The 11,485-nt window shown below is 61.3% G+C and carries 14 protein-coding genes; 8 read left to right on the top strand and 6 right to left on the bottom strand.

Annotation, left to right across the window (positions count from 1 at the left end; all coding sequences use genetic code 11):
• Window positions 1–200: 200 nt before the first annotated feature.
• A complete protein-coding gene (locus tag ACB039_RS09615) occupies window positions 201–839 on the bottom strand; it encodes an AhpA/YtjB family protein (protein ID WP_041207088.1) in 639 nt (212 codons plus the stop codon).
• A 126-nt stretch (window positions 840–965) separates the two neighbouring features.
• Between ACB039_RS09615 and serB the strand changes: the two genes are divergently transcribed.
• Window positions 966–1,970 (top strand): phosphoserine phosphatase SerB, encoded by a 1,005-nt coding sequence (serB, locus tag ACB039_RS09610; RefSeq protein WP_317841888.1) that lies wholly within the window; start codon window positions 966–968, stop codon window positions 1,968–1,970.
• Between the two features lie 28 nt (window positions 1,971–1,998).
• Complete coding sequence (locus ACB039_RS09605) at window positions 1,999–2,904, top strand: alpha/beta fold hydrolase (protein ID WP_171272669.1); 906 nt, start codon at window positions 1,999–2,001, stop codon at window positions 2,902–2,904.
• Window positions 2,905–2,962: 58 nt separating this feature from the next.
• On the opposite strand, the gene ACB039_RS09600 is transcribed toward ACB039_RS09605, so the two are convergent.
• Entirely contained in the window at window positions 2,963–5,329 is a 2,367-nt protein-coding gene (locus ACB039_RS09600) for a PilZ domain-containing protein (protein WP_005332239.1), read from the bottom strand.
• 100 nt (window positions 5,330–5,429) lie between these two features.
• Between ACB039_RS09600 and radA the strand changes: the two genes are divergently transcribed.
• Window positions 5,430–6,794 (top strand): DNA repair protein RadA, encoded by a 1,365-nt coding sequence (gene radA / locus ACB039_RS09595; protein WP_005332241.1) that lies wholly within the window; start codon window positions 5,430–5,432, stop codon window positions 6,792–6,794.
• Window positions 6,795–6,851: 57 nt separating this feature from the next.
• On the opposite strand, the gene ACB039_RS09590 is transcribed toward radA, so the two are convergent.
• Both ACB039_RS09590 and ACB039_RS09585 read right to left on the bottom strand, forming a co-directional pair.
• Window positions 6,852–7,235, bottom strand: a complete 384-nt coding sequence (locus ACB039_RS09590; protein WP_043128954.1) for a PilZ domain-containing protein — start codon at window positions 7,233–7,235, stop codon at window positions 6,852–6,854.
• 102 nt (window positions 7,236–7,337) lie between these two features.
• On the bottom strand, window positions 7,338–7,820 hold the full coding sequence (locus ACB039_RS09585) for an Rsd/AlgQ family anti-sigma factor (protein WP_041206431.1): 483 nt from the start codon (window positions 7,818–7,820) through the stop codon (window positions 7,338–7,340).
• A gap of 338 nt (window positions 7,821–8,158) precedes the next feature.
• Here ACB039_RS09585 and hupA point away from each other — a divergent pair, with 338 nt between their 5' ends.
• Both hupA and ACB039_RS09575 read left to right on the top strand, forming a co-directional pair.
• Window positions 8,159–8,431, top strand: coding sequence for a nucleoid-associated protein HU-alpha (gene hupA, locus ACB039_RS09580; protein ID WP_005305063.1), 273 nt, complete (start codon window positions 8,159–8,161; stop codon window positions 8,429–8,431).
• Window positions 8,432–8,544: 113 nt separating this feature from the next.
• Complete coding sequence (locus tag ACB039_RS09575) at window positions 8,545–8,970, top strand: hypothetical protein (RefSeq protein ID WP_042649818.1); 426 nt, start codon at window positions 8,545–8,547, stop codon at window positions 8,968–8,970.
• Window positions 8,971–9,045: 75 nt separating this feature from the next.
• Here the strand turns inward: ACB039_RS09575 and ACB039_RS09570 are convergent, their stop codons facing one another.
• Entirely contained in the window at window positions 9,046–9,195 is a 150-nt protein-coding gene (locus ACB039_RS09570; protein ID WP_005332250.1) for a hypothetical protein, read from the bottom strand.
• Window positions 9,196–9,197: 2 nt separating this feature from the next.
• A complete protein-coding gene (gene dusA / locus ACB039_RS09565; protein WP_042649784.1) occupies window positions 9,198–10,184 on the bottom strand; it encodes a tRNA dihydrouridine(20/20a) synthase DusA in 987 nt (328 codons plus the stop codon).
• Between the two features lie 136 nt (window positions 10,185–10,320).
• On the opposite strand from dusA, the gene zur reads away from it, so the two are divergent.
• From zur to ACB039_RS09550, 3 genes are read left to right on the top strand one after another with little or no spacing between them, the layout of a single operon-like run.
• The gene (zur, locus tag ACB039_RS09560) at window positions 10,321–10,779 is read left to right on the top strand and encodes a zinc uptake transcriptional repressor Zur (RefSeq protein ID WP_041206428.1); all 459 of its coding nucleotides are present in this window, start codon (window positions 10,321–10,323) and stop codon (window positions 10,777–10,779) included.
• Window positions 10,769–11,230 (top strand): chemotaxis protein CheX, encoded by a 462-nt coding sequence (locus ACB039_RS09555; protein ID WP_005332255.1) that lies wholly within the window; start codon window positions 10,769–10,771, stop codon window positions 11,228–11,230. The genes zur and ACB039_RS09555 overlap by 11 nt, the downstream gene beginning before the upstream one ends.
• Window positions 11,231–11,235: 5 nt before the next feature.
• Complete coding sequence (locus tag ACB039_RS09550; RefSeq protein ID WP_005332257.1) at window positions 11,236–11,463, top strand: hypothetical protein; 228 nt, start codon at window positions 11,236–11,238, stop codon at window positions 11,461–11,463.
• Window positions 11,464–11,485: the final 22 nt, after the last annotated feature.

The raw sequence follows: 11,485 nt of genomic DNA, 5'->3' as shown, positions 1-11,485 counted from the left end.
CAGCACAGTTGGATGTCGATACAGCGAAAATGGCTGGATAGGCTGCTCAAGCAACTGCGGCATGAGGTGATCGTGGATCGTCACTTCGTTAACGAACGCCTCAGCGATGACGCGATGCCAAGTGTCTCGATACTCTGTTCGATCAGAAGCTCGAACAGTTGGGGGGAATAACATGAGCAACGCGTTTTGCGAACTGCGCCTTATTCGATGCCGGGCGGCGGGGCGTGATCGGCGGAGGCCTGGCTCTGCACCGATCTCTTCTTGTGCTTGCGTACCCGCATGTAGTTGCGGCGCACCCCGTAGGAGATGAGCAGGCCGGCCAGCAGCATCACCAGCAGCATCAGCCGCTGTTTCTCCTGACTCACCTTGAGATGGGTGTCTTGCGCGGCGATCAGCGTCTGCTCCTCCAGCGTGATCCTCAGGTAGCCCAGGGTCAGGTTACCCTCCTGGATCTCCTGCACGAACTGGGTGCGCCCCTTGCCCTGCTCCGGCAGTGACTTGTTGTCGGTGCCGATGGGCAACAGGCTGTCCAGAGGTACCGCTTGATCCGATTGGGCGAGCGGGATACCACGGGCATCATAGAGTGTGACATCGAGGATCTCGGGTTCGGCGGCGAGATCCTGTGCCAGCCGCTCCAGCTCGCTCTCCTTGTCCTCCTTGATCCAGCGCCGCATGTCCCGGGCGGCGTAGGCGACCAGCGCCTGGGCTCTGTCCCGCGCCGCGCTGTGCAATGCGGCCTGGCTTGCTCCCTGCATGTGGATCATCAACGCCAGCACCCAGAGGGCGAGCAGGATCCCTGCTGCCAGGCTGATAACACGTTTGATGGGGAGATGACGCACAGCGCTGAGCCTCTTGCGGTGAATGAACAATGGTGGGGGATCTTGGCGCTTGCCTGTACAAAAAGCAATACGCTACTCTGGGCCCGCATGATGAACCCCGTGATCTCCAAGGAAGGCGTCTTTCTTATGTTGTTGTCCCAACTCCCCCGTTCCCCGCATGACTGGGCCAAGGCCCTGTGCAGTGTTCCCTGCTGGCAGCTTACCCCTGAAGCCCTGTTGCCCGCAGCCAGTGCCCACGACGGCGCCTGGCTCGTCATGTTTGGCAAGGCGTTGAATGCTCGCCACCTGGCACAGGTGGCGAGGCTGCTGGCAGACCATGGGGTCGAAGCCAGCCTCTATCCCCTGGGGGAGCAGGCCGGTGTTCCTCTGCTTCTGCTCGGCGCGAACCGCTTCTCTCCCGAGCTGGTGCAGGCCATCAAGGGGCAGGAGTGGGACATCGATGTCTGCCATCTTGCCATCCTGCCGACCCTGGGAGAACCCGGGTTGCTGGTGATGGACATGGATTCCACCGCGATCCGGATCGAGTGCATCGACGAAATAGCCCGTCTGGCCGGAGTGGGCGATCAGGTGGCGGCGGTGACGGCGGCGGCCATGCAGGGCAAGCTGGAGTTTGCCGACAGCCTGCGCAGCCGGGTCGCGCTGCTGGAAGGTGCACCGGTCACCATCCTCGATGAGGTGGCGGCCGCCATGCCCTGGATGCCCGGCTTGCAACTGATGGTCGATACCCTCAAGCAGTCGGGTTGGACAGTGGCGATTGCCTCGGGCGGCTTTACCCGTTTCGCCGGCGAACTACAACAGGCGCTCGGGCTGGACGCCATCTTTGCCAACGAGCTGGCGGTGGAGGGAGGCCTGCTGACCGGCAAGGTGAGCGGGCGCATCGTAGATGCCGCCGTCAAGGCCGAGGTGTTGCAGCAACTGGCGCGGCAGCATGAGATCCCCGTAGCCCAGACGGTGGCGGTCGGCGATGGCGCCAACGATCTCAAGATGATGGGGGTGGCCGGGCTCGGCATTGCCATCCACGCCAAGCCATTGGTACGTGCCCAGGCGGCCGCCACCCTCAATCACCATGATCTGGAAGGGGTGCTCTGCCTGCTCGGCGCGCTGGCCTGCCGCGACCGGCGCTGGTGTTGAACCCGCTCAAGGAGGAGCAAAGAACAAGATGGAACTGTTGCAACAATCCCTGTTTGTCCCCTGTGGCGAGCATCGGCTGCATGTGCGCCATATTCAGCCCGGTGTCGCCGTGCATGCCGATCCCATCCTGATGGTGCACGGCGCCATCGAGAACGGACGCATCTTCTACACCGAATCCGGCAAGGGGCTGGCCTGTTTCCTGGCACGGCACGGTTATCAGGTGTATGTGGCGGATCTGCGCGGGCGGGGCCAGAGCACGCCGGCCATCGCCGAGCGGGCCGGCCACGGCCAGCATGAGCTGATCACCGAGGATCTGCCGGCCCTGCAACACTGGGTCGGTGCTCGTCATGCCGGCGCCAGGGTGCACTGGATGGCCCACTCCTGGGGCGGGGTCATCATGGCCTCGACCCTGGTGCGCTTCCCGGAGCTGGCCGACCAGATAGCCAGTCTGGTGTTTTTCGGCACCAAGCGGGGGGTCTCGGTACAGAACCCCGAGCGCTGGTTGAAGGTGGATCTAATCTGGAACCGGCTGGCACCCTGGCTGGCACGAAACCGCGGTTTTCTGGCCGCGCGCCGGTTGCGGATTGGGGCGGACGATGAACCCTTGCGTTACCTGCAGGAGACCATCCCCTGGGTGAAATGCGGGCCCTGGCAGGATCCCCACGATGGCTTCGCCTACGGGGAGGCCGCAGCCAGGGTCAACTGGCCGCCGCTCTGGATGATCTCGGCCAAGGCGGACAAGGTGCTGGGTCACCCGACCGACGTGCGCCGCTTCAGCGACGAGATGGGCTCCGCCGCGCGTCATACCCGCCTCGGCCGGGACAACGGCAACCGGCTCGACTACGACCACATCAACATGCTGACGGCCCCCCAGGCCCAGGAGGATCACTTCCCCGAGATCCTGGCCTGGCTGCGCAACCCGCAGGCGGCCTGACATGACAAGGGCGGCCACATGGCCGCCCTTGTCGTGGATGGCGCTCGTCCCGCCAGGGTCAGAGTGCCGGGATGCCGAGCCGGAACAGGGTGGCCTCTGTGGTGTCGGTCAGCTCGCCCACCCCCACCACGCTCCACAGCTCCTCCTCCAGTTTCTTGGCCTTGTGAATGGCGAACTTGGCGATGTAGTCCAGCTCGCCCGCGATGAAGCTGGTGTCGGGGCGGCCGGTGCGGGAGATGCCGACCAGCACCGAATAGAACTCACCCTGTTGCCGAGCCAACTCGATGAAACGGCGCTTCTGCTCAACCGATGCAAAACTGCTGGCAAGCTGGCTGCGAAACAGGGGAGTGCCACCCTTGGTGTGCAGTCCGGCGATGTAGACCTCTTCCTCTTCCGGCTTGTCTTCCCGCTCTATGGTGCGCAGGGGGTTGAGCAGCAGGGTCTTGAGCAGCGTTCCCTGGAACAGGGGGTAGAGGTTCAGGTGTTTCTCTTGTTCGGCGCAAGCCTGCAACAGGCCGGCGAGGCTGCGCGGTCTGGGCGCCAGCCCCAGCGCGGCGGGGCGGGGTGGCCCGTTGAGCTTGTTCACATAGACAGGGGTATTGAACAGGTGGTGGGTATAGAGGTTGCGCAGTGCCCTTGCCATGCCACGATAGCGTTTGTGCTCCTTGGTGGGTTTGAGCTTGTTCTGGTTGCTCTCGATCAGCAGGCTGAAAAACTGGTGGCCGATGTGGCGCTCTGCCGTCCCCTCGATGCACAGGTGCAGCACGGTACGACTCAGGTTGAGGCTGACCAGCCGATAGGGGAGGTGCTGCAGATCCATGTTCTTGGCGAGATCCTGCAGGCGGGGCAGGGCGACCTGGATGATGTCCCCCTTCTCGCCAGAGAACGGCTCCTCCAGCTCTATCTGCATGCCGTGGGTCGAGATGTCGCGGGTCCAGCCGAGCCAGGCACGATCCTGGTGGCGGATCACGATCGCCGTCTTGTGGACGTAGCGGGCCTCCTTGCGCAGTTGCACATAGTGCAGCGTCTCTATCTCGAAGGGGATCGCATGGATGTCGTGGCCGAAGCGTTGCAAGGCGTTGGCGTTGTGCGTCTGACTGCTGTCGAACCGGAACTCGCCGCGCTGGTTGTCGAGCCCGATCTCCTGCAGCATGCCCACATAGCCCAGCTGGCCGAGCCGCTCGCGCAGCAACATGTCCTGCAACTGGTGCGCCCCTCCCGGCTGGCTGTCGAGATCGGCCTCGGCCAGGGTGCAGGCCTCCAGGCTGAATTTGTAGACACGCCAGCTGGGGCGGCGGGCGCCTATCTGAAAGAACAGGGCAGTCAGCCCGCTCTGCTCAAGCTCTTCCCGGGTAGCGGAGAAGAAGTAGAGGTGGCTGCGCACCGAGTGGGTGAAGCTGTAGATCAGGGTTTCGCGAAGCCCCCCTTTGGCGGGCAACAGTGACGGCATGCGCGCTGGCGTGAAGAGGCTGGCGAGCATGTCGCGGTTCTTGGCGTCGCGCCAGTACTCGAGGATGTGCTGGTTGTTCTCGGTACGCAGGGCGATCTCGAGGCCAGGGGTTGCACCCTGGCCGAAGAAGAGCGGCATGCCGGTCATGCGCGGCAGGTAGAACTGTTCGTACCCCTTGATGATGGCGGCCGACAGCAGGTAGTCGACGCTGACCCGATAGCGGCTGCGGTTGCGCTCGATGAAGTCGCGCAGGAACTCATCGAAGGCGGGATGATCGTCACTCTTCACCAGCCGCAGCCAGAATTTTCCCTCTTTCTGCTCCTTCCCCAGGATCTGATAGTCGATCGACTGGCGCAGCATGGGGGTGGGGTGCTCGCGTTCCAGGCCGGTGAAGAAGACCTCGATGTGGTCGCCGGTCTGGTAGTCGGGCAGATAGGGGACCAAGACCCGGATCCCGCCGAGAGAGATGTCCGAACTCTTGGCCTGCAGCTTCTCTCCGCTCGCCAGCTTGAGCACCATGGGTGAGCTGAAGTGCATCCGCTCCTCCTGCCGGCCGTAGTGGCTGGCGAAGGGAATGGCATTGACATCGAAGGGGCGGAACGGGCTGACGGGCAAGGAGAGGCTCTCGCTGCGCCCCTGATTGAGCTTGCACCAGGCTTGCAGCGCCTCGTAGACCCCCAGGGTGTAGCTGTCCCGGTAGAGGTAGCACTGGGACTGGAACTGCTCGATGGCCTCGGCGGGCATGAAGTGGGTGACACCCTCAAACTCGTGTACCTGACAGAGGGGCCCCAGTTCGTTGCGCATGTCGATCACGCGCCGGCAGGGAGTGCACTTGCGCTTGAGCTCCATCTTCAGCAGGAAACGGCCGTTGGTATTCTCGTTCTGGGTCAGGCGGTTGAAGATCTCGTCGAAGTCCTTTTCCCGGAGCAGGGGGACCAGTTGTTCTATCAGGTGGAGTGGTTGTTCTGAATCCATGTATTCCTGCCGCGGAAAGTCACTTTTCCGATTCTGGGTTTGATCTGTCGGTCGCAAACCAGTATATCAAGCAGGAATTCATCCTGTCCCCGAGTTATCCATGGCCAAAAACAAAACCGCCTATGTTTGTTCCGAATGTGGCGCCGACTTCTCCCGCTGGCAAGGCCAATGCAGCGAGTGCAAGGAGTGGAACACCATCACCGAGGTCCGGTTGGGCGTCACGACACCGGGAAAGAGTGCCCGCTACACCGGTTATGCCGGTGCCATCGGCAGCCAGGTGCAGACCCTGGCCGAGGTCGCGACCACCGAGATCCCCCGCTTCAGTTCGGGCTTCAAGGAGCTGGACCGGGTGCTCGGCGGCGGTGTGGTGCCGGGCTCGGCGATCCTCATTGGTGGCAACCCGGGGGCTGGCAAATCGACCCTGCTGCTGCAGACCATGTGTGGTCTGGCACAGCGGATGAAGACCCTGTATGTGACCGGGGAGGAGTCGCTGCAACAGGTGGCGATGCGGGCCGGCCGGCTGGGCTTGCCCACCGACAAGCTGCGCATGCTGTCGGAAACCAGCGTGGAGCAGATCTGCATCATTGCCCAGCAGGAGCAGCCGCAGATCATGGTCATCGACTCGATCCAGGTGATGCATGTGGCGGATGTGCAGTCATCCCCCGGCTCCGTCTCCCAGGTGCGCGAATCTGCGGCCCTGCTCACCCGCTATGCCAAGCAGAATCATGTCGCCATCTTCATGGTGGGCCATGTCACCAAGGACGGCACCCTGGCCGGTCCCAAGGTGCTGGAGCACTGTGTCGACTGCTCCGTACTGTTGGACGGTGCCCACGACTCGCGCTTTCGGACCCTGCGTTCCCACAAGAACCGCTTCGGTGCGGTCAACGAACTCGGTGTCTTCGCCATGACGGGGCAGGGGATGAAAGAGGTGAGCAATCCCTCCGCCATCTTCCTGAGCCGTGGCGAGGAGCAGGCACCCGGCTCCATCGTCATGGTGATCTGGGAGGGGACGCGCCCCCTGCTGGTGGAGTTGCAGGCGCTGGTGGATTACTCCCAGCTCTCCAATCCGCGCCGGGTGGCGGTGGGCATGGATCATAACCGTCTCGCCATGCTGCTGGCGGTACTGCACCGTCACGGCGGGTTGCAGATGGCGGATCAGGATGTCTTCATCAATGTGGTTGGCGGGGTCAAGGTCGAGGAGACCAGTGCGGATCTGGCGCTGTTGCTGGCCATGGTCTCCAGCTTCCGGGATCAGGCCTTGCCCAAGGATCTGGTGGTCTTTGGCGAGGTGGGGCTGTCTGGCGAGATCCGACCTGTACCCTCTGGCCAGGAGCGGTTGCAGGAGGCTGCCAAGCACGGTTTCCGCCGTGCCATAGTGCCTCATGCCAACGCACCCAAGCATCCTATCGAGGGGATGGAGGTGGTGCCGGTGAAGAAGCTGTTCGATGCCCTGGAGGCCTTGTAACAGCGCAAAAGAGAACAAAAAAGGAGCGTATGACGCTCCTTTTTCACCGATGGTGAGTCAGGTGGGAGGATTGTGTTCCTTGTGCTCTTGCAGCAACTGCTCCAGCTCGCGATACAGCAGCTGCTCTTCCCCGATGTTCAACTCCATCATCCGCTTGAGGTGGGTGGCGCTGTCGATGTCGATGTGGTGGCAGTAGAAGCCCAGCTTCTTGCTGGCCTCGTGGGTTAGCTCCACTTGCATCCCGATCTCGATGTCACTGCCGCCGAGCATGAAGCAGATCTCGTACTCCTTGTCATCGCTGCCGACCCAATCCTCGGGCCTCAGCAGCAGGGCGCCCTGCAGGGAGACATCCACCAGTTGGGTGTGCCACTGGTGTACTCCCTGCGTCAGTTTGGCGGCGGTCAAATAGAAGACTCGTGTAAAGTGGCGGCGCTCGGCCATGTTCATCTCCGGTCTGCGTGCGAGCACAGTGCTAACCATCCATGCCCCAGAGTGTAATGTAGCTGGCGCATCAGGATGTTGAACTGGCTCCGATATTGGACATCAGACCCGCTGTTGACTGAGGGATTCGACCACCTGAAGTGCCTTGACCAGCCTGTCTTCCTGCTTGAACCTGTCCTCCAGCACGGGCCCCAGCTGATTCAGATCCTCATCGAGCTGCAACAGCTGGGCCTCGTCGGCATTGCTGTATTTGTCGTTGAACTCCAGGGCAAACTCGGTGCAGGCACGAATATGGGGATAGATGCGTTTGGCCAACTCCAGTTTGTCACCGCTGGCTTGTTCGAAGGCGGTGACCACGTGGTTGTAGATCTCGAAATGACCGGCGCTGACGTAGTCGACCAGTTGCTCGCAGAAGCGCTGCAGTTCGACGTGACCGGGAAGGGAGCGCTGCTTGGACTTGGTGGGCATGAGCCCGGCCAGCCGCATGTATTCGACCAGCAATGCCTGCCTGGCATCCAGCCAGTCATCGATTGCCCGGTGCTTGCCTGCCAACGCGCGCTTGGTTTGTTCCAGTTCAGTTAACATAGTCCCTCCATGGGCATGGCATGAAGCGCGATGGCTGCAGGCCTTCGGTCATTCTCATCGACTGACGACACTCCTATAACTAGGGAAAATCCTGTTGACCGTCAATAGGAGTGTGGGGATATTGTTACATCAGGCGGGGGTTTGCATACAAGTCTCCGTCGGTTTCTCGTCCCGTGTCGCCAGTCAGGAGGGCGCGGGGACGAGATATGTGACTATTTCCGCAGATCTTGATGAAAACCCCAGCATTCAAGCCAATCCGGCTGATAAAGCCTTTGCCTGAGTGTTTTTTTTTGAATAGAGTGGCCCGGTGCTAAATGCCCGATCATAAAGGAAATGTTATGAACAAAGCTCAACTTGTCGATGCAATTGCCGCCAAAGCAGACCTGAGCAAAGCTCAGGCCAAAGTCGCTCTGGAAGAGATCATCAATGGTATTACCCAGAGCCTGAAAGAGGGCGATGCCGTTCAGTTGGTGGGTTTTGGTACCTTCAAGGTCAACCATCGCGCGGGCCGCACCGGTCGCAACCCGCAGACTGGCAAAGAGATCCAGATTGCAGCCGCCAATGTGCCGTCCTTTGTGGCAGGCAAGGCGCTGAAAGACGCCGTCAAGTAATCGCGTAAAGTAATCAAATGAAACCCGGCTCCTGCCGGGTTTTTTCTTGCCATCTTCGTTAAAATTTGTTTCAGATACACTCAGGATATGGCATGCGCTGTAGTGAGGTGGATATGGAACAGAAGAATGCCATCCGGCAGGTGGCCGTGCCCTGGGCACCCTCCCGCCAACTTCCCCCCGGCCTGGTTGTAGCCGAACTGCATCAGGATATCTGGAGTGACAATCTGACGATCGTGTTGGGCCGCGCCCGCAGCATAGATCTGCCGCCGCAGCCGCTGTGCCGGGTCAGTTTCCGCCATATCTTCGCCGTGAGGGTGATGGAGGATTGCGATCTGGCGGAAGGGCGGGACAGCCACGTCATCGAGGAGCAGATCCAGCTGATCACGCCGTCCCGTTTCGCCAGCTGGTTCCATCAGGAGTCAGATGGCCTGCACCTGGACGAGGACTTGCAGCACTATCGCATCTCGACCTGGGATTATTGCGCCGACGTGCTGACCTCCTCCCCTCCGGAATTGCAGTTTGTGGCGCTGGAAGAGTGAACGGGCGCCATCATCCAGATAAAAAAGCCGGAACATCGCTGTTCCGGCTTTTTCTTGCCTGAGTGGCTGGCGGGATCAGCCGAGCAACTGCTCCCTGTGCAGGCCAAGCACGATCAGCAGCCCGATGAAATAGAAGACGCTGAGCTTGATGCCGAGGATGGCGAGCAGGCCGGCGCAGAGGCGTACCAGCGCCTTGTGCAGCCAGGAACCGGTGAAGCGATACATGGTTACTCCACCGACTCGGCGCTGACGAATTCCGGCACCTTGGCCATGGCGTCCAGCACCACCTGGATGCCTGCACCCGGTTTGCAGGCATTCTCGCTCAGGTGACGACGCCAGGCACGGGCTCCCTGCATGTTCTGGAACAGACCCAGCATGTGGCGGGTCATGTGGGAGAGGTAGTTGCCCTTGGCCAGCTCCTGCTCCATGTAGGGCAGCATCATGCGCACCACCTCGTGGCGGCTCGGCACCTCACCACCCAGACCGAATACCCGGTTGTCGACCTCGGCCAGGAGGTAGGGGTTCTGGTACGCCTCGCGCCCCATCATGACCCCGTCCACCTGCTGCAGATGTTCTAGGGTCTGCTCGAGAGAATTGACCCCGCCGTTGAGGGCGATGGTCAGCTCGGGATAGTCCTGCTTGACCTGATAGACGCGCGGGTAGTCGAGCGGCGGGATCTCGCGGTTCTCTTTCGGACTCAGGCCGCTCAGCCAGGCCTTGCGGGCGTGAACGATAAAGGTCTCGCAGCCGGCATCGCGCACCTGCTCAATGAAGGCCTGCAAGAATTCGTAGGAGTCCTGCTCGTCGATGCCGATACGGGTCTTGACCGTCACCGGAATGTTCACCACGTCGCGCATCGCCTTGACGCAATCGGCCACCAGGGCGGGCTCCCCCATCAGACAGGCGCCGAAGCGGCCATTCTGGACGCGATCCGACGGGCAACCCACGTTGAGGTTGATCTCGTCATAGCCACGCTCTTCGGCCAGCTTCGCACAGCGGGCCAGATCCGCCGGGTTGCTGCCCCCGAGCTGCAGGGCGAGCGGGTGTTCCTGCTCGCTGTAGCCCAGATAATCTCCCTTGCCGTGGATGATGGCGCCGGTGGTCACCATCTCGGTATAGAGCAGGGTCTGGCGGGTCATCAGACGGTGGAAATAACGGCAATGCCGATCGGTCCAGTCCAGCATGGGGGCGATGGAGAAGCGCTGCGCCTGCATAAAAATCATCCGGGTTGGCAAAAGAAGGGGCCGGATTCTACCACAACGTGAGACAGCCTCAGAAAATGAATTTTGTCGCCGCGCCAGCGAGGCCCTGTGATAGTATCCGGCTAATTGACAGGGTATCTGCGTGATCATGAATCAAGACCTACTTCTACAACGAGCGGAACGTCTCTGCGACCAGCGGGGGATCCGTTTCACCCCGACCCGGCGCCAGGTGTTCCGGCTGCTTGCCGCCCATGGCAATGCCATCAGCGCCTATGACCTGCTGGCCCAGTTGCAGCAGACCGAGGCCCATGCCAAGCCCCCCACCGTCTACCGGGCACTCGACTTCCTGCTCGAGCAGGGATTCGCTCACAAGGTGGAGTCGCTCAACGCCTTCATCTTCTGCTGTCACTTTGACCATGCCCATCCCATGCAACTGCTGATCTGCGATCGTTGCAAAGAGGTGGTGGAGCTGCATGATCCTGCCATCGACAGCGCCTTTTCCGAGCAGGCTCATCTGCATGGTTTTACTATTACCAACAAGACCATAGAGGCTCATGGCCAATGTGCTCGTTGCTCCGACACCGTAGGAAGTGAAGATGAAGGCTGATTTCGTAAACCCGTTCCTGCTCTCTTTGCTCAACGTGCTCTCCACCATGGCACAGATGGAACTCAAACCCGGTGCTCCCAAGCGCAAGACGGATGAGCTGGCGCGGGGGGATGTCTCCGGCCTCATCGGCATGGTGGGTCCACAGACCCGGGGGTCGCTCTCCATCAGCTTCGAGAAGGGGCTGGCGCTGGAGATCATGCGCCGCATGCTGGGGGAGGCGCCGGCCACCATCAATGAAGAGGTGACCGACATGGTGGGCGAGATCACCAACATGGTGACCGGTGGCGCCAAGCGCATGCTGGGGGAGAAGGGCTATGAGTTCGACATGGCGACTCCCATCATCGTCTCCGGCCCCAACCACACCATCACCCACAGGGCCGATGGTGCCAAGATCATGATGCCGTTCGATTCCGAGTATGGCCGCGCCACCATAGAGATCTGCTTCGAGTAACCGCCATGTGGAAGATGCTGAAATGGAGTGTTATCGGGGGGGTAGTGCTGCTTATCCTGTCGGATATCGAGATCAGCACCTCCCTCTACAAGTACGAAGACAACAGCGTGCAGATCAACTTCCCGCGCTGGCAGGGCGAGCAGCCCTGGGGCACCCTGCGCTGGCATGCCGGTCAGGTCGAGAGCCACTGGTACGGCCTGGCAGGCAAACCCAAGCCGGCATCCGTGCTCTGAACACGAAACCACCTTGCAATGC

It is taken from the genome of Aeromonas sp. S2(2024), assembly GCF_041402505.1.
GTDB lineage: Bacteria > Pseudomonadota > Gammaproteobacteria > Enterobacterales > Aeromonadaceae > Aeromonas > Aeromonas media.
Note: the sequence above shows the minus strand (reverse complement) of the source record. Positions and strands in the feature narration are given on the sequence as shown.

What these genes read in the sequence shown, in the direction of transcription:
- serB (WP_317841888.1), top strand. Translation starts at nt 966, where the DNA reads ATGTTGTTGTCCCAACTCCCCCGTTCCCCGCATGACTGGGCCAAGGCC.
- ACB039_RS09605 (WP_171272669.1), top strand. Translation starts at nt 1,999, where the DNA reads ATGGAACTGTTGCAACAATCCCTGTTTGTCCCCTGTGGCGAGCATCGG.
- ACB039_RS09600 (WP_005332239.1), bottom strand. Translation starts at nt 5,329, where the DNA reads ATGGATTCAGAACAACCACTCCACCTGATAGAACAACTGGTCCCCCTG.
- radA (WP_005332241.1), top strand. Translation starts at nt 5,430, where the DNA reads ATGGCCAAAAACAAAACCGCCTATGTTTGTTCCGAATGTGGCGCCGAC.
- ACB039_RS09590 (WP_043128954.1), bottom strand. Translation starts at nt 7,235, where the DNA reads ATGGCCGAGCGCCGCCACTTTACACGAGTCTTCTATTTGACCGCCGCC.
- ACB039_RS09585 (WP_041206431.1), bottom strand. Translation starts at nt 7,820, where the DNA reads ATGTTAACTGAACTGGAACAAACCAAGCGCGCGTTGGCAGGCAAGCAC.
- hupA (WP_005305063.1), top strand. Translation starts at nt 8,159, where the DNA reads ATGAACAAAGCTCAACTTGTCGATGCAATTGCCGCCAAAGCAGACCTG.
- ACB039_RS09575 (WP_042649818.1), top strand. Translation starts at nt 8,545, where the DNA reads ATGGAACAGAAGAATGCCATCCGGCAGGTGGCCGTGCCCTGGGCACCC.
- ACB039_RS09570 (WP_005332250.1), bottom strand. Translation starts at nt 9,195, where the DNA reads ATGTATCGCTTCACCGGTTCCTGGCTGCACAAGGCGCTGGTACGCCTC.
- dusA (WP_042649784.1), bottom strand. Translation starts at nt 10,184, where the DNA reads ATGCAGGCGCAGCGCTTCTCCATCGCCCCCATGCTGGACTGGACCGAT.
- zur (WP_041206428.1), top strand. Translation starts at nt 10,321, where the DNA reads ATGAATCAAGACCTACTTCTACAACGAGCGGAACGTCTCTGCGACCAG.
- ACB039_RS09555 (WP_005332255.1), top strand. Translation starts at nt 10,769, where the DNA reads ATGAAGGCTGATTTCGTAAACCCGTTCCTGCTCTCTTTGCTCAACGTG.
- ACB039_RS09550 (WP_005332257.1), top strand. Translation starts at nt 11,236, where the DNA reads ATGTGGAAGATGCTGAAATGGAGTGTTATCGGGGGGGTAGTGCTGCTT.